Origin of the sequence: Gordonia amicalis (genome assembly GCF_022059885.1) — a bacterium.
Classification (GTDB): Bacteria; Actinomycetota; Actinomycetes; order Mycobacteriales; family Mycobacteriaceae; genus Gordonia; species Gordonia amicalis.
Genome location: NZ_CP091855.1, coordinates 3,120,605 through 3,141,795, shown reverse-complemented (window position 1 = coordinate 3,141,795; position 21,191 = coordinate 3,120,605). Strand labels below are relative to the sequence as shown.

The following is a 21,191-nucleotide window of genomic DNA, read 5'->3' as shown; positions in this document are numbered from 1 at the left end:
CTCACCTACTCCGATCCCATGACGGAGCGCACCGCGGCTTCGATTGTCTCTCGTCGTGGGAGTGCGGCCTGTTCGAGCTGGCGCGCGTAGGGGATGGGTACCTCGGCGGTGCAGACACGTGCGGGAGGTGCATCGAGGTCGTAGAAGGCCTGCTCGACGAGTTGGGCCATCACTTCACCGGCGAGGCTGCCGCTGCGCCACCCTTCGTCGACGATCACCGCCCGGTGGGTTCGCGTCACCGACGCCACGACCGTCGCCATGTCGAGCGGTCTGAGCACTCTCAGATCGACTACTTCACAGCTGATCCCGTCCTCGGCAAGCTCGTCGGCGGCCTCCAGTGTCTTGGGCAACGACCCTCCGTAGGTGATCAGGGTGAGGTCGGTGCCCGGTCGCCGGACGGCTGCCGAGGTGATGTCGACATCGAACGGGTCCTCGAGATCGTCGGCGAGGTTGTAGAGCTGTGCATGTTCGAAGATGACGACAGGATCGGGATCTGCCAGGGCCGGTGCGAGCATCCCGCCAGCATCGGCAACGGTCGATGGCGCGAGGACGGTGATGCCCGGGATGTGGGCGTACCAGTTCTCGAAACTGTGGGAGTGTTGGGCAGCGAGCTGACGACCTGCACCCGTGGACATCCGGAGCACGAGCGGGACGGAGAACTGCCCCCCGGACATGTGCCGCAACGCCGCTGCGGTGTTCACCAGCTGATCGAGGGACAGCAGACTGAAGTTGACCGTCATGACCTCGACGATGGGGCGCAAACCGTTCAAAGCGGCGCCGACGCCGACGCCGACGAAACCGAGTTCGGACAGCGGTGCATCCCGAATCCGTTCTGGTCCGAACTCTTCGAGTAGCCCTTTGGTGACCGCGTAAGTACCGCCGTAGCGACCCACGTCCTCACCCATCACGAAGACACGGTCATCGGAGAGAAGCGCCTCTCGATGGGCGTCGCGAAGGGCACCTCGATACGTGGTCTTCACAGCGCCTCCTCGGCGTGTGGCGTGGAAACATCACGCAGGAGGTCATCGACGGGTTCAAGGGTGCCCTTCTCCGCGAACGCCACCGCCGCGTCGACCTCTGCTTCGGCCCGGGTCTTGATCGCCGAGACCTGGTCGTCGGTGAGAAGATCCAACTCTTTCAGTCGTGCGGTGAAGGTCGATATAGGGTCCTTCTTCTTCCATTCGTCCACCTCGGCCTTGTCCCGGTAGAGATCCGGATCGAACATCGAATGCGCGCGGAACCGGTAGGTCAGGAACTCGATGAAGTACGGCCCGCCGGTATCGCGGACATATTCCGCGCCGTGGTCTGCGGCCTCGTGACAGGCCATCACGTCCATACCGTCCACCTGGACAGTGGGCAGGTTGTAGGCCGCGGCCTTGGCCCGTAGATCGGTTTGTGACTGCGCCCGTTCGAGAGCCGTTCCCATCGCGTACCGGTTGTTCTCGCAGCAGAAGAGTATCGGCAGATTCCAGAGTGCTGCCATGTTGACGGATTCATGGAAGGCGCCTTCGGCGACGGCGCCGTCACCGAAGAAGCACGCCGTCACCCGCGTGCGTCCGTGAATCGCCTCGGCCAAGGCGATTCCGACCGCGAGCGGTAGCCCTCCGGCCACGATGGCGTTGCCGCCGAAGAATCGGGTGCGAGAGTCGAACAGGTGCATCGACCCACCGCGTCCGCGTGAGCACCCCTCCTGCTTGCCGAACATCTCCGCCATGATCGCGGTCATGGGTACGCCGTGGATCAATGCATGACCGTGCTCGCGGTACGTTGCAACCACCGCTTCGTCGTCAGTCAAGGCTCGTAGTGCTCCGACCGCGACGGCTTCCTGTCCCACGTACAAGTGCAGGAAGCCACGAATCTTGGTGGCTCCGTACAGTTCTGCTGCGCGTTCCTCCATGCTGCGAATGCGAACCATGTCGCAGAGAAGCCCGTGGAGGAAATCCTGACGATAAGCGCGGATCGCTGACGGGCTGCTCATGATTTCGCCTCGGATGTCGGAATGTGGCCGTCGGACTCCAACGTCGACAAGTCGCCCTCGGGCAGTCCGAGTTCGCGGGCGCGTACCAGTCGCCGCATGATCTTGCCGCTGCGGGTGTGCGGTAGCGCCGCGGCGTACTCGACGTCTTTGGGGGCGACCGCCGCCCCCAGTTTCTTGCGTGCGTGCCCGAGAAGCTCACGACGCAGTGCGTCGTCGAATTCATATCCGTGCTTCAGGGTGACGAACGCCTTGACCATTTCGCCGGTCACCGGAGAGGGCACGCCGATCACCGCGGCCTCGGCCACTGCGGGATGCTCCATCAGCACGTTCTCCACCTCGAATGGGCCGATCAGGTGTCCGGCGGATTTGATGACGTCGTCGGCACGTCCGACGAACCAGTAGTAGCCGTCGGCGTCTCTGGTGGCGAGGTCCCCGGTGAGGTACAGATCGTCGACGAAGCAGTCCCGGTAGCGTTGGGCGTTGTTCAGGTAACTGCGGAACATCGACGGCCACCCTGCGCGAAGGGCCAGTTCCCCGACTTGGTCCGGGGTATCGATGACGGTGACGCGGTGGTCTGCGCTTCGTTGCACGAGGCACGCGTCGACACCCGGTAGCGGCCGTCCCATCGATCCCGGTTTGATGTCGAAAGCCGCCGTGTTGGCGATCATGATGCCGCCGGTCTCGGTCTGCCACCAGTTGTCATGGATCGGCAGCCCGAGGACATCGCGTCCCCACCACACCGCCTCGGGATTCAGCGGTTCGCCCACGCTGGCGACAAACCGCAGATCGGGGTGTGAGAACTTGCGCGCCAGGTCCTCCCCGGCCCTCATCAGCATGCGGATCGCCGTCGGCGCGGTGTACCACACCGACACCTTCTCCTGCTCGAGGATCCGGTACCAACGCTCGGCATCGAAGTCTTCGGGATCGACGATCGAGGTGATGCCGTGCAGTAGTGGCGCGATGATTCCGTACGACGTGCCGGTCACCCAACCGGGGTCGGCTGTGCACCAGTAGATGTCGTCTGGGTGCAGGTCGAGTGCGTAGAAGCCGGTTGCGTAGTGGGTCGCGAGGGCGCCGTGGACGTGGACTGCACCCTTGGGAGTGCCGGTGGTCCCGCTGGTGAAGTGCAGCAGCGCTGGATCGTCTTCGGTGGTCGGGGTCAAGTCGGCGTCGTCAGAGGCCGCGGCCATGAGTTCACTGAAGCTTTCCGTTCCGGAAACCGTAGCGACCGAACCAGATTCGCCGATGACGATGACCCGGCGCAGAGTCGGCATCGTGTCGCGGATCGCCGCCAGCTTCTTGCGATACAGCGACTCGGTGATGAGCAGGACTGCGCCACGGCCGAGCCGAATCCGGGTGGCGATCGGCTCTGGTCCGAACGCGGAGAACAGGGGAGAGACGATCGTGCCGTTGCGGAGAGCGCCCATCACCCCGGCATAGAGTTCCGGGCCGCGGGCGGCGACGACGAACATGACGTCGCCCTTGCCGATGCCGAGTTCGCGGAGCACATTGGTGAACCGCCGGGCCGAGTGCGCCAGCTGGTCATAGGACAGATCGACACTGCCGATCGTGCCGGTCGTGGCCGGGGATCCCATGAACCGTAGCGCGGTTCGAGCGCCGGCCTCGCCGTCGGCGTGGCGGTCGACCGCGGTGTAGGCGATGTTGCACCCGCCGTCGGGGGTTCGCAGCAGGGGGTCTGACCGCGCCCAGCTGAACGTTTCCCGCGTGGCCTGATAGTCGTCGAAATTGGGGCGCACCAGCAGCTCCGCCGGCGTTTTGCGGATGATCTCGGTGGCGGCGTGCGCAGCGGCCGGCTGTCGGGTCATCGTGATGCTCTGGTCAGCGAACCGTCGGCGCTCGGAGCGGCTTCGGGAAGGTCGAGGTCGGCCGCGAGACCGGTGACCGCGCCTCCGTCGACGACGAACTCTGCGCCGGTGGAATATGTCGCCTCGGTGACGATGAACCGGATCATCCGCGCGACTTCATCTGCCTCACCGTAGCGAGGTATCGGCTGATTCATCGTGAGCTCGTCGCCGAGCCCTTCGGTCATCGGGGTGCGGATCGGTCCGGGGTGTACCGAACAGACGCGGATGCCGTCGGCGCTGAGGTCGAGTGAGGCGGCCTTGGTGAGTCCCCGCAATCCCCACTTGCTCGCGACGTAGCCGGCGAGATTCGGATAACCCATCAGTCCCGCTGTCGACGACACGTTGACGATCACCCCCGATCCGCTGCGCCGAAGTTGATCCGCGGCCAGGTGCATACCGAGGTAGGGGCCGACCAGGTTGACCTCGAGAATGCGATGAAACTGATCGGATGTGAAGGTCTCGATGCTGCCGAAGTCGAGAATTCCGGCATTGTTGATCAGAGCGGTCAGGGCCCCGGCACGTTCCTCGGTTCTGGAGAGGACGGCTTGCCAATTGTTCGCGTCTGTGACGTCCAGATACTCGAACATCGCAGTGGGACCGATCGATTCGGCAACGGAATGACCATCGAGAATGTCCGCGATGACCACGGTCATCCCTGCTGAGGCCAACGCACGCGCGGTCGCATCACCGATTCCACGGGCGCCGCCGGTGATCAGAGCGACTCCGGTGTCGGGCTGGTGGTTCTCTGCCATGATTCGCGGCTTTCGTCGGGTGTGGAGAAGGCCCTCATCACCATTCGACTCCCCGAATCCACCCGCCTCTAGTGTCCAATGGCCCACAGTCGTGTGGCCAACGTCGGAGATCGAACCTTATGCCGCTTTCGGGCGGTTCATACTATTCACCTTGGGCCGACTCGGCTACCGGGGCTGATCCGTGCCGAAATCCGGAAGTGATCGGATCAGCCGACGGAGGATAGGTGGTGTTGCCCTGGAGGATCAGGGTCGAATGTCGTGACCCCGGGGCAGGCCGAATCGAAGTCGGCTCCGCAGGGTGCGGCATTGGTCGGCAAGGCGCCTCAGCGGTCGTGTTGCGTCTGCACGGTCGGCCGTCGAGGCGGGGCAGACAGCGGTTCGGACGAAGTACTGCTGCCATGGCCGCGGATTCTAATCAATCATCCTGTTGCGCCGAATCATTCATGTGAGGGAGTGGACCTCGTACGGGTCCAACCTCGGCCCGCCGGGCAGGTGCGTCCACGGTGACCCGAGATCGGATCGCGCCTCCCAGTGCGATCAAGGCGACACCTATACCGACGCAGGCGGCCTGCATGAAGCTGTAGGTGCGGATGACGAGGAGTTGGATGATGATCCACCCGATGAGCCAGCCTCCTGCCACCACCGACACCCACACCGCGCGGGTGTCGGACTTTCGATACAGCAACCAGGCCGCGACGGACATCGGCACTCCAACGAACACGGCCAACGCGACGCCGGCCAAGACCGGACTATCCAGCGGCAGGCGGGAATTGATGGTCTCACCGAAATCAGTACCGCCACCGATCAGGCCCACGGCACCGGCGAAGGCGAACAGCGCGGTCAGCGAGGTCAGCAAAACGGCTGCTCTCCGGAAGACACCGGATCGCTGGGTGCGAGCCTCGTTGTTGTCGGTCATCTGGTCGTACCTCGGTGGCGTAGAGCTTCCCTCACTACAGCGTGCTCGCGACGTCGCCTCGACATCAGGGCCTGAAGTCACCTCTCGACGGCTACCGACCGGATCACCGGCGGCTTGGTCGAGGTCGACGTCGAGATGAAGGACTGCACCCTCACGTCGAGTCCAGCGGGACCATCCCTGGTCGCGGACCAGCTGCAGCATGCGTGTGTTCTCGGCGAGGATATCTGCGGTGAGTTCGTGATATCCGCTTTCACGGGCCCAGATCGCCAGATGGTAAAGCAGTTCGGTACCCACTCCGTGGTCCTGGTGATCGTGTGCGACAACCATCGCAACCTCACCACTCTCGGTCCCGTTTGACTGGCCATCACGCTGTGGTGCCGGGCCCACCGTCACCAAGTACGCGACCCCGATCAGCCGCGTCCCGGTGAACGCACCGAGCGCGAGATGCCGGCCATCTTGTGCGCAGATGTCCGCTGCCAGGACAGCGAGATCACCCGGGCGCAGCGCGAAGAACCGAAAGTAGGTCTCGCGATCACCCATCTGTTGGTGCAGCGCGACAACCGACGCCTGGTCGGCCGGCTGCAATGGGCGGATGAGCAGGTCGGTGGGGGTACTCGTGGGGGAGAAGCCCGCACCGGCCTGTTCGGCCGCAGACCGCGCGTCGTCCGTCATACGTCCATGGAAATCTGGCGTCTGGAGCCGAGCTAGGGCCGATTGCCATGCAACGAGTGCCCTAAGACTCACGGAGTGGACTCTCGTCTTTGCGGCAGATGGGCCGGATTCACCGTTTTCCTACGAGTGAAGTCGGTCGCTGCTACGCCGATCGCTGGAAAGTGACTCGCCGCGTCCGGCAGCTCCATGGTTGCGTAGGGACACTGCAGTGGCAGCATCTGACAGTAATGGCGTCATCTGCCGGACAGGCGTACTCTCGCCACATGAGCGCACCGTCGGGCTGGCGTGAACGGCGGCAGCAGAGTGCCATGCTCGACATCTCCGACACCGCGCTGGACATGTTCGCCGAGCACGGCTTCGTCGAAACGACAATCGTCGATGTCGCGCAGGCTGCCGGCGTGTCCGAGCGCACGTTTCACCGATATTTCCCCACCAAAGGGCACGCCATCGCCCCCGCTCTCGATGCCGGCTGGCAGGACTATGTGGACAGGTTCGCCGGCCGACCTCACTCTGAGTCAGTGGTAGACGGGCTTGTCGACTCGCTTGAGTCGGTGCTGGACGGACCCCATGGCCGGCGGCACGCGACGTTTCTCAAGTCTCTGCCGAACTCACCGATGCTCGCGCCCGCCTGGCTGAGTGTGCATGATCGATGCCGCGCGGCGTTGCAGCCAGTGTTGGCCCGCCGACTCCAGCTCGACCCCGATGGAGACCGTGCCGAGTTCGTGGCCGCTTGTGTGATCGCCGCCAATCGGGTGGCCGTCGAACGCTGGTCACGAGATCCGCGCCAGGCAATCGCCGCCACGGTGCGGACCTGTCTCGACACCATGCGCCCACTGTTGACCCCCGATCCCGGGTGTCGCACCCTCACAGAAAGCAGGACACCATGACAACCGCTGGAACACTGGCTGGCCGAGTCGCCTTCATCACCGGTGCCGCGCGTGGTCAGGGACGCGCCGAGGCCGTCGCTCTCGCCAAGCACGGCGTCGACGTCATCCTCACGGATATATGCGCGTCGCCAGCCGAGACCGATTATCCCGCAACGACTCCCGAAGACTTGGAAGAGACGGTAGCCCTCGTCGAGAAGGCCGGGCAGCGCGCGGTGCACGCAGTGGCCGATGTGCGCGACCTGGGCGCAATGGAGGCGTTGGTGGCACGAGGGGTTGCGGAGTTGGGGCGACTGGACATCGTGGTCGCGAACGCCGGCATCGTCAGTTGGGGACGATTCTGGGAGATGACCCCGGAGCGCTGGCGGGACATGATCGACATCAATTTGACTGGCGTCTTCAACACGCTGCGCGCTGCGGCTCCGGTCATGATCGAACTCGGGAACGGTGGCTCGATCATCGCGACCAGCTCGGTGGCCGGGATCAAGTCGCTACCCGGACAAGCCCACTACAGCGCCGCCAAGCACGGTGTCGTCGGACTGGTGAAATCAGCCGCGATAGAACTGGCTCCGTACAAGATCCGCGTCAACTCTATCCACCCCTGGGGCGTAAACACCCCGATGGGAGCAATGGGCGCCGACGGAGAGAAGGTATTCGCCGACAACCCCTCTTACAGCGCCGCCATGGGCCAGTACTGGTTCGATCCGCCGATTTCAGAACCTGAGGACATCGCCAACACCGTTGTCTTTCTGGCCGGCGACGAATCCCGCACCATCACCGGGATTCAGCTACCGATAGACCACGGCGCAACCAAGATCTGACCCTACGCGCTCCACGGGATCGATCCGGGTTCGATTGTCTTCCACAGGCAACGGTCGGCCATTGGCTGGCTCAGATTCCAGTGGTAGACGATTCGGCGTTGCTCGCCCCCGGACACTTCCTACCCCCGCTTTCGGGGAGCAGGTCCTCGAAAGCGGTCCCTCAGCGACGCAGTGCGGCCATGACCTGATCGGCCATCGCCTGCTGGCCACGTGTGTTGGCGTGCATCGCCGGGAAGCTGACCGCACCCAACGTCGGCTCGACCCATCGCCGATCGCCCGCGCAGGCGTCGTGGCCGGTGGAGACCTTGGTCATGTCGACATAGGTTGCGTGCGTGGCTGCGGCGGCGCGGCGCATGGCGTCGTTGAGGGCAGCGAAGGCCCGGTGCAGGTATTCGATGTCTCCGGGCGCCGTAAGCAAAGACACCGAGCAGAGCGCAGTGCCCACGGCCGGGAAGATCTGCGGATACCCGACGAGGAGGACGCGGGCGCGCGGCGCGGCGCGGTTGATGTGGCGCAACGCGTTCACGAGGTCGGGGTACGTCGAGGAGTTGATCTTGTCGACCAACGAGGTCCCGAACTCATCGCGGCATGGGGCCGCCGACAACGGCGCGGACAGCCAGGCCTGCTGGCAGGCCGAGGTCGAGTAGTTGAACAGCCCGTTGTTGTTTGCGCCGATCGTCAGGGTGATCAAGCGGGTCGCCGGTCCCACCGCGCTGATCTGCGGCCCCTGCCACCGGTACTGCGACCGGTTCAGGTTCTCGGTCGTCGCGCCTGCGCAACTGACGTCGGCGACCGGGGTCCCGTGTCGCTTGGCGACGAGGTGGGAGTAGTTGACCAGCGAGTTCGAGCAGAAGGTTGCCGCACTCGTCGCCTGGGGGAACACCGATGCGCCTGCGCTGTAGCTGTCACCGAGATTCACGAACGGGTATCCGTCCGCTGCCTGGGCCCCGCCCGCCTGGGCGAGTCCGCCAACGAGAGCGACGGCGGTGGCCGCCGCGGTCAGCACGGTTCGGATGCCGAGGCGTCGGTGGGGCCTGCGGCCGTACGGCAAGGGCATCCGGAACTCCAGATCGTGGTGCTCAAGTGACTGATGTTGTTAGTTGAATCTAACATACGGGCCGACAAACCCACGATCGGCGTCCGCATTTACGGGGATAGCCCAATCGAGACACCCGTAACATTTTCGTCGCTGGTGACGAAACTCGTCGCACCACAATGATGCATTCGCGCGTCAGGTTGACATATGGAGAAGTCGAGTCTTCTCATCTGTTTCGACTCGTCTTCTTTAATTGGTAACGGGACGTGTTGATGTAGGGCGAGTAACTTAGCCCCGCGCGCGACCGGTCGTGTAAGGTCCGGCCGGGCCGTGGTGGGACACGGATCATTGGATGACGTCGCCGACGCGGTACACACAGCTAGCCGCAGCCCTACATTGGGGGAATGGCTAAAGACTGGAAAGATGAGGTCGCGCGAGCACGAGCTGCGCTTACTGTCGCGGCAATGCGTAGAACGTTGCTGACTTATAAAGAGCTCGGAACGGCGATCGGCATGAGTGGAGTCGAGCTACGCAATAGGTTGCCGCGCGTCCTCGACGCGTTGTCGGATGAGTGCAATCACGCGGGGGAGCCTTCCCTCGCAGCGCTGGTGGTGAATGCCGACACCGGCAAGCCAGGCGCGGATGGTCGGACGGGGTACGACCTTGGCACACTGAAGTCAGGAGGGTATTCGTCCACCACTCCAGCTGACACAGTCCCAACTAGAACTGTTCGATGTACGCCGAGAAGCACCGGCACGCCGAGGAGTTGTATATCCGACGTACTGCGGCTCAGCGCGGTGCACCTACACTCAGACGTGCCCTTTTATGTGTCGATGACAACGCCACGACGAACTACTTCGGCTGCACTGACGGCATACGCATGAGCAGCACTCTGACGCGTGGACGCACGCAGGTGACCCCGTACGGCCATCACCCTGATGAAACGACGAACGGTTGCGCCATCGCAGCACTATTCGCGGCACTCGCGGGAATTGTGCCGGCCGCGATCGTTCTCGCGTGGATTGCGATCCGCGAGACAGCACGACGACCGCACGAGCAAGGCTTCGGCTTAGCCGTCGCTGCCATCGTCATCGCTGTCGTTGAGATAGCGGTTGTGGTCGTGTTGCTATTCAGTGTTGGTCTGCCGTTTGGCGATTGGACGGCTCAGTAGCGTGCCCGTAACTCGTCGCGAAGGCTCGCGCGTCACCCTCACCGCGGACCCAGTCCACTTGCCCAAACCTGAAGAAACGACGAACCTTTGTGCCTGCCTCGCACTGTTCGCCGCGCTCCTGGGCCTGATCCCGGTCACTGTTGTGTTCGCGTTCATTGCGTTCTCCGAAGTCCAAAGACGGCCGTACGAACGCGGCGCTGGCATTGCGATCTCGGCGCTTCTCATCGCCATCGTGGAGATCATCGCAACCCTCATTGCGCTTCGACATTTCGGCCTTCCACCCTTCAACGGTTAGGGGTACGTGAGTGGCAACACTTATGTCACATCACCGTGAGAGGTGTTGGGCCTGGTGCACGGATAGGTGACAGGGTTAGTCACGCGGCCTGAGGGGCCTCGTGGTTGATGATGGTCTCGAATTCAATGGGGGTCAATCTGCCGAGGCGGTCCTGTCGTCTGCGGCGGTGGTAGGTCCGTTCGATCCAGTGCACGATGGCGGCCCGGAGCTCGTCTCTGGTGGCCCAGGATCGACGGTCGAGGACGTTGTTCTGTAGCAGCGAGAAGAAGCTCTCCATCGCCGCGTTGTCACCACACGCACCGACCCTGCCCATCGACCCGAGCATGCCGTGCCGGGTGATGGCCTTCTGCATCTTCTTCGAACGAAATTGAGACCCTCTATCGCTGTGCAGAACGCAGCCGGCCACGTCCCCTCGCCTGGCGACAGCGCTGTTCAGGGCGGCCACGGCCAGGCGGGACTTCATTCTCGAGTCGATCGAGTACCCGACGATCCGGCCCGAGTAGACGTCCTTGATCGCGCACAGGTACAGCTTGCCCTCGGCCGTCCAGTGCTCGGTGATGTCGGTCAGCCACAGCTCGTTGGGGCCGGGCGCGGTGAAGTCTCTCTTGACGAGATCGTCGTGTACAGGCGGGCCGGCCTTGCGGTGCTTGCCGCGGCCTCTCTTGCTGATGGTGCTGGTCCAGCCGCCGGCGGAGCAGATCCGCCACGCCGTCCGCCGGCACATCTTCTCGCCTGCGGCTTCGGCCTCGTCGGCGAGGTAGCGGTAGCCGAACTCCGGGTCTTCGCGGTGGGCGTCGAACAGGGCGTTGGCCCGGTACGCCTCGGCGAGCTCGGCGTCGGTGATCGGGTTCTTGCGCCACCGGTAGTAGGGCTGGCGAGCGATCTTGAGTACCCGACACGCCACCGTGACGGGGATGCCGTCAGCGGCCAGCTCACTCACGAGCGGGTACCACCTTTTCCCGGCAGATTCGCTTGGGACAGGTACGCCGCCGCCCGGCGTAAGACCTCGTTCTCCTGTTCAAGCAGGCGCACACGCCGCTTGGCCTCGCGCAGCTCACGCGATTCGGCCGACGTGGTGCCGGGCTTGATCCCGGCCTCCACGTCGGCCTTGCGGATCCACTTGTTCAGGGTCATCGGGTGGATACCGAAGTCGGCAGCGATCTGTTCGAGAGTCACACCGTCTTCACGGTTCTGGGCGACGCGGACAACGTCGTCGCGGAACTCCTGGGGATAGGGCTTGGGCACAGCTGGCATCCTTCCAGGCCGCCCGGCAGGGCAAGCCAGATCAGATGTCACCTACTCGTGCACCAGCCCCGTTCTCCCCCTGCGTCATTCAGCCGGTAGCGAGACGTGTTGAAGTATGACGAGTAACAGGGGGCGGGCCTAGACAGGCTCAGTCCGTACGTTACGGACTAGAACCCGCCCAGTGTGAGTTCCAGCTGACAACGGACTCGGGAGCCAGGCGGCAACCACTGACGTGGCGCCACTCCAACCCAGGGTAGTGATCTTTGCTTAGCATCGGGGGAACGGTCAGAACCCAAAGGTGCTGACTCGCATCTGTTTTCACTCGTCCTTGTTCATCGCCGATTTTACGTTATGTCATCACTGCAGCTACCAGGACAGCCGATTGGCGGGGCCTTCGATGGCCGTCCCCGCCCAAGGCGATCTGACAGAGGGGGGTGCCCGGGCGACCTAGGCGGTTCTCGCGAGGAGTGGGCGAGATCTAAACGCTCTTCCGGATCTCAGTCGCCTCCTTCCTTCGTTGCTCCCCACGAGTCCGTTAGCTGAGCGTGTATAGCGATTGCCCGTTTGCGGCGTATGCAGTTTCGGCGTCTCTGGCGACCAGCGCGGTGACACTGCTGATGGTGCTGCGTTGTTCCCAGTGTGTGCCGTCTGGGCTGCGCCAGACGGTGTTGGCGGTGTCAATGCCCCAGAGCGTGCCATCGGGTGCGGCCGCCAGGAGGGCTAGGGCCGGCGCATCGGGGACGATTGTGAAGGTCTGGGCGTCGTCGGTGCTGTGTTGCAGCCCTGCGGGGGTGGTCGCCCAGACGCCGTGGTCGGTGATCGTGAGTGCTGCTGCGGCCAGGGACGCGCCGGTGTTCCAGCTTGTCCCGTCGTCGGTCGATACGAGCAGGCGGTTGATTCCGTCGAAGCCTACGAGTAGTTGTCCGTTGGTGGCGAGCGCGTGGAAGTCGATTTGGCCGGCCACCGATCTCGGTGTCCATGTCTGCCCGCCATCTTCGCTGGCGACGAGTCCCAGCGGGTTGGGTGCCGAGCTCCGCGGGCTGGGATGGCCGGAGGCGAAGAGCCGATCAGAGCCGGGTACCCCGGTCAGTCCCATGAAGTCGTCGTCGGAGACGCCGACCCGGCTGGTGGTTCCGTCTGCGGTGAGGGCGACTACGCCGGTGTGAGTTCCGGCGAGGATCGTGCCGTCGGCGCGGATGTGCAGGGCGTGAAGGTGGTCGAGTTCTGGGGTCAGTGTTGCGACTATCTCTGGTGAGGTTGCCGACGTCGGTGGGGATGTGGGTTGTTCCTGGGTGGCACAACCGCTCAGCACAGTCAGCGTGGCGATGACTACGACCGCAACAGTGCGGATGGACAGGCTCGAGACAGGCAAGCGGCTAGGACTTTCGTGTGGATAGGGCCGAGTTCGGGCGTGGCGTCTCTGGGTGGTGTGGGTGATCGGCGATAGCGGCGAGACCGGGATCGAGGGTCGGTAGAGAGCCACCCTGGCCCTCTGGGGCGTCGTGGTCGTGGTCACGACATCTGGATGGGGATGGAAGCCTGCGAAGGTTGTTGGCCGCAATGTCTTTGGAGGACGAGGGAGGCAAGGACGGTACCGAGGTGGTGACGCGCCCCGGCGAGGTCGCCGATCGCAGCGAGGTGGCGGACGAGACCGATGTGTGCGGCGAGGTGGCGGCGTCGGTTCGAGGTGACGCTGAAGTGATGGGCGCGGTGGAAGAACTGGTGGGCCGAGTATGGCGTGGGTGCCCGGTAGACGTCGCGCATGGCATGCAGATACTGACGACGGTGGTCGTCCGGGGGCGAGTGCGTCCCCCTCGGGTTCTCGGTCACAGCGCATCCCTCGAACTAGTACGCGCAGGCTGGGTCAACCCGCGTCATCTAACTACTATAGGGCCTAGTAATTGGCGGCGCGGTGGGTGCTGGAGTTGCGGCGTCACGGACGAGCCCCTGGGGCATACTGGCTGGTGGTGCAGGTGGCGGACCGCCGGGAAGGTGTATTGAGCGTGGGTCTCAGCGAGCACGACGGCGGGCGTCGAGGATCGAGGCGAACGATGGGTGAGCATCCATGAGTGCAGCGGTGGTGCTAGTTGTTGCCGCAGGTGTGCTGGGCTGGCTGTGGCCTCGATGGATGGTTCGGGTGCAGGGCCGTATCGATGCTCGTTGGGTGTTGGTGGCCTGGCCGGCCGCGCAGGTCGTGTTTGCGTTGTTGTGGGTGGGAGCTGTTGTGACGCTGGCGGTTCCCGGTCATTTCGGCATCCATTCGTTGTCTGAGGTGGTGTCGTGTCTGCGGGTGTTGTCACACGGCGCATCCCCGCGGGTGGAAGCGATCTCTGGTGGCGTGCTGGCGGTGGTGACCGTGGCAGCGATTGTCCGAGCGGTGACGATCGCGGTGCGATCGGCGGTGCGGATGCGTGGTGCTCGTGAGGAGTATCTTCAGTCGTTGCGGTTGGTGGGCGCCCGCAGTGAGCGCTATCCCGATGTGTGGTGGCTCGCCGACGGGCGGCCGATGGCGTTTTGTCTGCCGGGCAAGGATGCCGGCATTGCCGCCACGACCGGGTTGCAGGCGGCGTTGTCCGGTGAGGAACTCGATGCCGTCGTTGCTCATGAGCGCGCACACCGGCGGCAACGTCATCACACCGTGGTGTTGGCGGCCCGCGCTCTCGGGCGTGCGTTCCCGCTGATTCCGTTGTTCAGCCGCGCGGGCCGTGAGGTCGCCGGCTTGGTCGAGCAAGCCGCCGATGCCCGCGCGGCCCAGCTGGTGGGTGCGCGGGCGGTCTGCTCGGCGTTGGGAACGTTGGCCCGTTCGGGACCTGTAGCGGGCCCGGTGGGTGTGTTGTCGATCAGCGATTCGTCGTCGGTGGGGCCTCGGTTGAGCCGCTTGGACTCCGGTCACCGGTGCCGGTCGCGACGTCATCATGTGGGTGCTGCCGCGGCGGTGGCTGGTGTGGTGGCGGTGCCGACCACGCTAGCGGTGTCCGGTGTCGTCTCGGCGATGGTGATCGCGATGTGTGTGTAGCCGAGACCGACCCGGGCAGGTCCGACCGCTAGGGGTTGTTGAGAAGCTGCTGCATCCTCGCAATTTCGCTCTCCTGATCAGTGACGATCTGACGTGCCAGAGCGATCGCCTCGGGCGATTGGCCGTCTTGAATCTCGGTCTTGGCCATGGCGATGGCGCCGCGATGGTGTTCGATCATCTGCGTCAGGAACAGGCGCGACGCCTCGGCTCCTTGCGCGTCGCGTAGCTGCTGCATCTGTTCTGGCGACATCATGCCCATCATCGACGGCATCGGGGAGGAACCCGGCGCCATCGACGTACCCATGTCCATGTTGTGTCCCTGGCCCTCGAGTGGGGCTCCCCATTGCTTCAGCCACGACTGCATCTGCTCGATCTCAGGCTGCTGAGCGTCTTTGATCTGCTGGGCCAGACTGACGACCTGGGGGTTGATGTTGTCCTTCTCCAACAGGATGTCGCTCATCATGATCGCCTGGGTGTGGTGCGGGATCATCTGCTGGGCGAACGAGATGTCCGCGCTGTTGTGTTCGGCAGAGGCCGCCGCTGACGATTCGGTACTGACCGTGCTGGTACCCATCCCCGACATCGAGGAATGATCCTCAGTCGAGGTGTCCGAACACGCGGCCACCACTGTCAGAACAGCCGCCGCGGCAGCAACGACGACACCGGTTCGTGTGACTCTCATCGATCTCCTCCTCAAGAGTGATACTTCGCCACCGCCCGGCGGCGCTTCGATAACAATTCTACTAACACCGATAGTAGTTAGTCGCCTGCCCGCACCCACAAAACGGGCGGTGAACTGCGCAAACAAAGCCACCAATGCCCGATTAGTTCGCTTCGTAGTGGAGCCGCGTGTGACTGGTGGGGCACAAGTGACTTGTGGTGTGATCTCGCGGGTACACGCATGGCACTCGTGCGTGGGTCTACGACGTCCGCGGGAAAGGTCCGACCGCATGCAGATGGTGTTGACATCGCTACGGGTCAAGGCGGGGCAGCAGTGGGGCCCCAAAGCGCTGGGGGTGGCAGCGGCGGTGTGTGTGGGTGTTGCGCCTGTGATTGCCACCGCACCGGCGGCGGCCTCGACCGATGGACATGTGGCCGGGGAGCTGATCGCGATCGTGCAGGACTCGGTGAAGGCCGCTTTGGGTGGTGCCGCGGCTGCGAATTTGGGGAAGCCGATCACGCAGACGGCGTCCTGCCTGGGCGCTCAGGCCCAGTCGGGCAGCGTCGGCGATGCGGGCAGTGCAGCCGCACTGCAGTGCTTCGGCACGTTTTCGCTCATTGATCCGATAGACGGGTTCCGGATCATCGACGCGTTACCGCTGGCTCGGCTGGTAGCCACCCTGATCGCCGCAATCGTGCCGCACGATCCGAACGAGCCGCATGGCCCCCAGCCGCAGGAACCCGGAACGCCGACACCGCTGCTGCCCGGTAGTGGCGGTGCGGTGGCGCCGACTGCGGGCGAGATCACGTCCACCTTCGGTGACGGACGGGGCCATCAGGGCATTGATATCGGCAATGATCTGGGCGCGCCCATTGTCGCGATAGCTGACGGGGAGGTCATCACCTCCGGACCTGCCGAGGGGTTCGGGTTGTGGATGCGGATCCGGCACGATGACGGCACGATCACCACCTACGGCCACAACGACGAGAATCTGCTCGAGCAGGGCGCGCGAGTACGGATGGGCCAATCGATCGCCACAGTGGGCAACCGTGGGGTCTCGACCGGCCCGCATCTGCATTTCGAGGTTCTCGACCCGACGGGAGTCAACGTCGATCCGGCACAGTGGCTGGCCGATCGCGGGGTGGTTCTGGCGATGGCCGCTGATGCAGACGCCCGCGCGCCGGGGCCGGTGGTGCCGCAGTGGGTCGGCGAACCACGCCTGTGACGAACCCGGCGTGGTGGGTGGCTCAGGAACGAACGAGGCGAGCGATGGCCGCCGAGGCTTCAGCGATCTTCTCCTGCGCCTCGTCCCCGCCGGCGTGGGCGGCATCGAGCACACAGTGGGTGAGATGGTCGTCGAGCAAACCCAGCGCGACCCCCTCCAGCGCCTTGGTCAGCGCCGAAATCTGGGTCAGGATGTCGATGCAGTACTGCTCCTCGTCGACCATCCGATAGATACCTCGGGATTGCCCCTCGATGCGCTTGAGGCGGGCCAGGTATTTGCCCTTATCGCTGATGTAACCGTGGGAAGAGTGTTCCGAGGCAGAGGATTCTTCCGGGGTGGAGGATTGTCCCGGTGCGGACGCAGCGGTCATGGACTCACCTTCTCAATGGATCTCGGTCGGTTGTGCTGCAGTCCACGCACTGTACTCGCGCCTGGCTGCAGGTCGAGTCGGCGTAACAGTTGCGCGTTGAGTGCGACCACGACCGTCGAGGCTGACATCAGAATCGCTCCGACCGACATCGGCAGGACGAACCCGATGGGCGCGAGAATTCCGGCGGCCAGCGGTACAGAGATCAGGTTGTATCCCGCTGCCCACCACAGGTTCTGCTTCATTTTTCGGTAGCTGGCGTCCGACAGCTCGATGACCGACAGCACCGAGCGGGGGTCGTCGCTGGCGAGGATGACCCCGGCCGAGGCGATCGCGACGTCGGTGCCGGCCCCGATCGCGATGCCCACATCGGCCTGGGCCAGGGCGGGGGCGTCGTTGACGCCGTCGCCCACCATCGCCACCTTGCGGCCTTCGTGCTGCAGTTCGGCCACCTTGCTGGCTTTGTCTTCCGGCCGTACACCGGCGAACACCCGATCGATACCGAGGTCGTGAGCGACGGTGTGCGCCACTGCTTCGGCGTCGCCGGTAATCATCACAACCTCGACCCCGCGGGCGTGCAGCACCTCGACGGCTTGGCGGGATTCCCCGCGCACCTCATCAGCAAGTTTGAGAGCTCCAATCAGCTCAGTGTCGCGGGTGACATGCAGGATGATTGCGCCGTCGGCGCGCCAGCGATCAGCGATGGCCAGTTCCTGATGGCCCTGTTCCTCGAGCATGCGGGGCCCGCCCACCCGCACTGTGGCGCCCTCGACGCGAGCGGTCACACCGACCGCCGGTGACGAGGTGAAGTCGGTGGCCGCCGGCACCGGCCGCGCGCGGTCTCCGGCAGCTGCGACAATCGCTCGCGCCAACGGGTGCTCACTGTCGGCTTCGGCGCTGGCGGCCAGGGCGAGCACGGTGTCCTCATCGACGCCGTCGGCGGCCGCGATCTCGATGACCGTGGGCTCACCCTTGGTCAGGGTTCCGGTCTTGTCGAACAGCACCGCATCCACAGTGCGCATGGCCTCAAGTGCCAACCGGTCTTTAACCAGCACGCCGCCGCGGGCGGCGCGTTCGGTGGCAATGGCCACCACCAGGGGGATAGCCAAGCCGAGTGCGTGCGGGCAGGCGATGACCAGCACGGTGATGGTTCGAATCACCGCCTGGTCGGGTTGGCCGATGACCGTCCACACGATGGCGGTGATGATCGCTGAGCCGAGCGCGAACCAGAACAGCAGCGCTGCAGCGGAATCGGCCAGCCGCTGGGCGCGGGAGGTGGAGTTCTGCGCGTCTGCCACCAGGCGCTGAATCCCGGCCAGCGCCGTGTCATCGCCGGTGGCGGTGATCTGGACCCGCAGCCCCGAGTCGGTGGCCACCGTGCCGGCCACCACCTGATCGCCGATGCCGCGGCGCACCGTGCGCGATTCTCCGGTGACCATGGATTCATCGAGCTCGGCCGAGCCGTCTACGACGCGACCGTCGGCCGGCACGCTGGCCCCCGGGCGCACGATCACCACATCTCCGACCTGCAGCTCACTGGGAGCAACCGTGGTGATCTGGTCGCCATCGACGCGTTCGGCCTCATCGGGCAGCAGCGCGGCCAGCGAGTCCAGGGCCGAGGTCGTCTGGGCCAGCGACCGCATCTCGATCCAATGCCCCAACAGCATGATCACGATGAGCAGCGCCAGTTCCCACCAGAAGTCCAGTTCGTGGTGCAACACACCGATGCTCGCACCCCAGGACGCCACGAAGGCCACCGTGATCGCCAAGGCGATCAACAGCATCATTCCCGGTGCACGCGACCGCAGTTCTGAATAGGCGCCTACCAGGAACGGCCGCCCACCCCAGCAGTACATCACCGTACCCAGCACCGGTGAGACCCACTTCAACACTTCACCATCGGGTAGGTCATAGCCGATGAGCATCGCGAACATGGGCGAAAAGGCCACGACCGGCACAGCCAGGGCCAGCATGATCCAGAACAGCCGCCGGAACTGCCCGGCGTGATCACCATGCCCCCCATGCCCAGCGTGATCATGGTCTGCGCGGGCGCGCTCAGCATGGTGATCGTGGTGGTTGTGTGACGCTGCGGCGAGTTGGCCGTGGTGGCGTTCATCGGCGGCGTCGTGACCGACGTGCTCAGGGGAAGAGTGCTCGTTCATGCCGCTACCTTATACCCCTTGGGGGTATACGTCGAGGGGTTGGTGGGTGGAACTGTGGACGATGAGTGGGGCGGGCTGGTGAAGGCGCGCAGCCGCAGGCTGTTACTGACGACGAACACGCTGGACAACGCCATGGCGGCCCCGGCCAGCATGGGGTTGAGCAGTCCCAGCGCGGCCAGCGGTATCGCGGCGACGTTGTAGGCGAATGCCCAGAACAGGTTCATTTTGATCGTTTTCAGAGTGGTGCGTGCCAAGGCGATCGCGTCGGCGGCAGCGTTGAGGTCGCCGCGGACCAGGGTGATGTCAGCGGCATGCATGGCGGCGTCGGTGCCGGTGCCCATCGCCAGCCCGAGATCGGCGTGGGCCAGGGCAGCGGCGTCGTTGACGCCGTCGCCGATCATGGCCACAACCTTGCCGTCGGATTGCAGGTCGGTGATGACGGCGGCTTTGTCGGCCGGCAAGACGTTAGCGATGACGGTGTCGATACCGACCTCAGCGGCCACGGCATCGGCGACGGTCTGGTTGTCGCCGGTCAACAGGATGGGCGTCATACCCAGTGCGGCGAGCCGGGCGATGGCGTGTGCGCTGGTGGGTTTGATCGCATCGGCGACCGCCAGGACCGCATGGGCGCGGCCGTCCCAGGCGACGAGTACGGCGGTCTGTCCGGCTTCTTCGGCGGCGGTCTGCGCCTCGTTGAGGTGAGGGTCATCCACGGCGATGCCGTGTTCGGCCAGCAGCGTCGGACGCCCGACGGTGACCACACGTCCCTGGACCAGACCGCGCACGCCTCGACCTTCGAAGTTGCGGAAGTCGTCGACCTCGTCGAGCGGCCCGACTTCGGCGGCTGCACCAGCAGCGATGGCGGCCGCGACGGGGTGCTCGGAGGCATTCTCCACCGCCCCCGCGAGGGCGAGCACGTCTTCGCGAGTGGTGGAGGGAGCAGTGGTGACCTGGACGAGTGTCATCTGTCCCGTGGTGACCGTGCCGGTTTTGTCGAGGACAACGGTGTCGACGGTTCGGGTGGATTCGAGGACTTCGGGGCCTTTGATCACGATGCCGAGTTGGGCTCCGCGGCCGGTACCGACCAGAAGTGCGGTCGGGGTGGCCAGTCCCAGAGCGCAGGGGCAGGCGATGATCAGCACAGCGACCGCGGCGGTGAACGCCGCTTGCAGGGGATAGCCGGCGCCGATCCACGCGCCGAGGACAGCGATGGCGACGGCGATGACCACCGGCACGAAGACACTTGAGATCCGGTCGGCCAGTCGCTGGGCGTGGGCTTTGCCGGTCTGGGCGCGTTCGACCATCGCGGCCATTTGCGCGAGTTGGGTGTCCGCTCCCACGCGGGTCGCCCGCACCCGCAGGTGCCCGCCGGCGTTGACCGTTCCGCCGGTCACGGTGTCGGCGGGGGCGACCTGGACTGGCATCGACTCGCCGGTGACCATGCTGGCATCGACTGCCGAGGTGCCGGACACCACCACACCGTCGCTGGCGATCTTCTCGCCGGGGCGCACATTGAACTCGTCGTCAATGGCGAGCTCGCCGATCGGGATCCGATGCTGGTGGCCGTCCCTGATCACTGTGACGTCTTTGGCGCCCAGCTCCAACAAGGCCCGCAACGCCGCACCGGCGCGCCGTTTGGACCGCTTCTCGAAGTATCGGCCGGCCAGGACGAACATCGTGACCCCCGCGGCTACCTCAAGGTAGATGTTGCCTGCACCGTCAGAAGCGCTGACCGTCAGGGTGAATCCTTTACCGGACTAGGATGGCAGGAGCTCGCCAGCAATGCGTTTGCCGCAATCATCTGCTGACGACCGTCTCCCGAACCGACGCGCCAACGAAGGCGTGACTGCTCTTGTCAGAGCTTGATCTTGACATTGTCACCGCGGCTGATTGCTTCGGCGATGCTGGTCAAAGTCGGCTCGACGAGGGCGGTGCCAAGCTTGCGTTGCAGCGCTCGCTTGACCGTGGCTACGGGCTGGCCTTTGCACTGGCGGTAGACGGCGTCGACCTCCCGCTGCATGTTTCCCGCAACCTGCTTCGCGAGCTTCTTCTCGAAGTTCGGATCCATCGTGAATCCAGCCATGTCGTCCCCCTTGTGGTCACCACTTGAGTGATCACGATCGTA

At 64.7% G+C, this 21,191-nt stretch carries 20 protein-coding genes; 6 read left to right on the top strand and 14 right to left on the bottom strand.

Annotated elements, in window-relative coordinates:
* Window positions 1-5: 5 nt before the first annotated feature.
* The 5 genes from IHQ52_RS14420 to IHQ52_RS14400 form a co-directional block, all read right to left on the bottom strand.
* Window positions 6-980, bottom strand: a complete 975-nt coding sequence (locus tag IHQ52_RS14420; protein WP_024499297.1) for an alpha-ketoacid dehydrogenase subunit beta — start codon at window positions 978-980, stop codon at window positions 6-8.
* A complete protein-coding gene (gene pdhA, locus IHQ52_RS14415; RefSeq protein WP_024499298.1) occupies window positions 977-1,978 on the bottom strand; it encodes a pyruvate dehydrogenase (acetyl-transferring) E1 component subunit alpha in 1,002 nt (333 codons plus the stop codon). Before pdhA ends, IHQ52_RS14420 begins: the two co-directional genes overlap by 4 nt.
* A complete protein-coding gene (acsA, locus tag IHQ52_RS14410) occupies window positions 1,975-3,804 on the bottom strand; it encodes an acetate--CoA ligase (RefSeq protein ID WP_035760599.1) in 1,830 nt (609 codons plus the stop codon). The genes pdhA and acsA overlap by 4 nt, the downstream gene beginning before the upstream one ends.
* Window positions 3,801-4,595, bottom strand: a complete 795-nt coding sequence (locus tag IHQ52_RS14405) for an SDR family NAD(P)-dependent oxidoreductase (protein WP_096274053.1) — start codon at window positions 4,593-4,595, stop codon at window positions 3,801-3,803. The genes acsA and IHQ52_RS14405 overlap by 4 nt, the downstream gene beginning before the upstream one ends.
* A 415-nt stretch (window positions 4,596-5,010) precedes the next feature.
* A complete protein-coding gene (locus IHQ52_RS14400) occupies window positions 5,011-6,183 on the bottom strand; it encodes a GNAT family N-acetyltransferase (protein WP_024499301.1) in 1,173 nt (390 codons plus the stop codon).
* A 263-nt stretch (window positions 6,184-6,446) separates the two neighbouring features.
* Here IHQ52_RS14400 and IHQ52_RS14395 point away from each other — a divergent pair, with 263 nt between their 5' ends.
* A complete protein-coding gene (locus IHQ52_RS14395) occupies window positions 6,447-7,070 on the top strand; it encodes a TetR family transcriptional regulator (RefSeq protein WP_157753396.1) in 624 nt (207 codons plus the stop codon).
* Window positions 7,067-7,888, top strand: coding sequence for a mycofactocin-coupled SDR family oxidoreductase (locus tag IHQ52_RS14390; RefSeq protein ID WP_024499303.1), 822 nt, complete (start codon window positions 7,067-7,069; stop codon window positions 7,886-7,888). The genes IHQ52_RS14395 and IHQ52_RS14390 overlap by 4 nt, the downstream gene beginning before the upstream one ends.
* 160 nt (window positions 7,889-8,048) lie before the next feature.
* On the opposite strand, the gene IHQ52_RS14385 is transcribed toward IHQ52_RS14390, so the two are convergent.
* Window positions 8,049-8,945 carry an SGNH/GDSL hydrolase family protein gene (locus IHQ52_RS14385; RefSeq protein ID WP_024499304.1) on the bottom strand — a complete coding sequence of 299 codons (897 nt, stop codon included), beginning with the start codon at window positions 8,943-8,945 and terminating at the stop codon, window positions 8,049-8,051.
* Between the two features lie 712 nt (window positions 8,946-9,657).
* On the opposite strand from IHQ52_RS14385, the gene IHQ52_RS14380 reads away from it, so the two are divergent.
* Both IHQ52_RS14380 and IHQ52_RS14375 read left to right on the top strand, forming a co-directional pair.
* Window positions 9,658-10,095 carry a hypothetical protein gene (locus IHQ52_RS14380; RefSeq protein WP_084811750.1) on the top strand — a complete coding sequence of 146 codons (438 nt, stop codon included), beginning with the start codon at window positions 9,658-9,660 and terminating at the stop codon, window positions 10,093-10,095.
* A 58-nt stretch (window positions 10,096-10,153) separates the two neighbouring features.
* The gene (locus tag IHQ52_RS14375; RefSeq protein WP_074852728.1) at window positions 10,154-10,390 is read left to right on the top strand and encodes a hypothetical protein; all 237 of its coding nucleotides are present in this window, start codon (window positions 10,154-10,156) and stop codon (window positions 10,388-10,390) included.
* 79 nt (window positions 10,391-10,469) lie between these two features.
* Here IHQ52_RS14375 and IHQ52_RS14370 read toward each other — a convergent pair.
* From IHQ52_RS14370 to IHQ52_RS14360, 3 genes are all read right to left on the bottom strand, one after another.
* Window positions 10,470-11,635, bottom strand: a protein-coding gene (locus tag IHQ52_RS14370) for an IS3 family transposase (protein WP_085948641.1) whose coding sequence is annotated in 2 segments (ribosomal slippage) — window positions 10,470-11,348 and window positions 11,351-11,635 — 1,164 coding nt in all. Because the reading frame shifts where the segments join, the coding sequence is not laid out codon by codon here.
* Between the two features lie 535 nt (window positions 11,636-12,170).
* Window positions 12,171-13,007 carry a F510_1955 family glycosylhydrolase gene (locus IHQ52_RS14365; RefSeq protein ID WP_024499307.1) on the bottom strand — a complete coding sequence of 279 codons (837 nt, stop codon included), beginning with the start codon at window positions 13,005-13,007 and terminating at the stop codon, window positions 12,171-12,173.
* A gap of 140 nt (window positions 13,008-13,147) precedes the next feature.
* On the bottom strand, window positions 13,148-13,465 hold the full coding sequence (locus IHQ52_RS14360) for a hypothetical protein (protein ID WP_024499308.1): 318 nt from the start codon (window positions 13,463-13,465) through the stop codon (window positions 13,148-13,150).
* Window positions 13,466-13,700: 235 nt separating this feature from the next.
* Here IHQ52_RS14360 and IHQ52_RS14355 point away from each other — a divergent pair, with 235 nt between their 5' ends.
* Complete coding sequence (locus IHQ52_RS14355) at window positions 13,701-14,651, top strand: M56 family metallopeptidase (protein ID WP_005179979.1); 951 nt, start codon at window positions 13,701-13,703, stop codon at window positions 14,649-14,651.
* 28 nt (window positions 14,652-14,679) lie between these two features.
* Here the strand turns inward: IHQ52_RS14355 and IHQ52_RS14350 are convergent, their stop codons facing one another.
* Window positions 14,680-15,333 (bottom strand): DUF305 domain-containing protein, encoded by a 654-nt coding sequence (locus IHQ52_RS14350; protein WP_024499309.1) that lies wholly within the window; start codon window positions 15,331-15,333, stop codon window positions 14,680-14,682.
* Between the two features lie 268 nt (window positions 15,334-15,601).
* On the opposite strand from IHQ52_RS14350, the gene IHQ52_RS14345 reads away from it, so the two are divergent.
* Entirely contained in the window at window positions 15,602-16,537 is a 936-nt protein-coding gene (locus tag IHQ52_RS14345; protein WP_024499310.1) for a M23 family metallopeptidase, read from the top strand.
* A gap of 22 nt (window positions 16,538-16,559) precedes the next feature.
* On the opposite strand, the gene IHQ52_RS14340 is transcribed toward IHQ52_RS14345, so the two are convergent.
* From IHQ52_RS14340 to IHQ52_RS14325, 4 genes are all read right to left on the bottom strand, one after another.
* On the bottom strand, window positions 16,560-16,907 hold the full coding sequence (locus IHQ52_RS14340) for a metal-sensitive transcriptional regulator (RefSeq protein WP_005195356.1): 348 nt from the start codon (window positions 16,905-16,907) through the stop codon (window positions 16,560-16,562).
* Window positions 16,904-19,066, bottom strand: coding sequence for a copper-translocating P-type ATPase (locus tag IHQ52_RS14335; protein WP_024499311.1), 2,163 nt, complete (start codon window positions 19,064-19,066; stop codon window positions 16,904-16,906). Before IHQ52_RS14335 ends, IHQ52_RS14340 begins: the two co-directional genes overlap by 4 nt.
* Window positions 19,063-20,742, bottom strand: a complete 1,680-nt coding sequence (locus IHQ52_RS14330; RefSeq protein ID WP_024499312.1) for a heavy metal translocating P-type ATPase — start codon at window positions 20,740-20,742, stop codon at window positions 19,063-19,065. Before IHQ52_RS14330 ends, IHQ52_RS14335 begins: the two co-directional genes overlap by 4 nt.
* Before the next feature lie 179 nt (window positions 20,743-20,921).
* A complete protein-coding gene (locus IHQ52_RS14325) occupies window positions 20,922-21,134 on the bottom strand; it encodes a hypothetical protein (RefSeq protein WP_024499313.1) in 213 nt (70 codons plus the stop codon).
* Window positions 21,135-21,191: the final 57 nt, after the last annotated feature.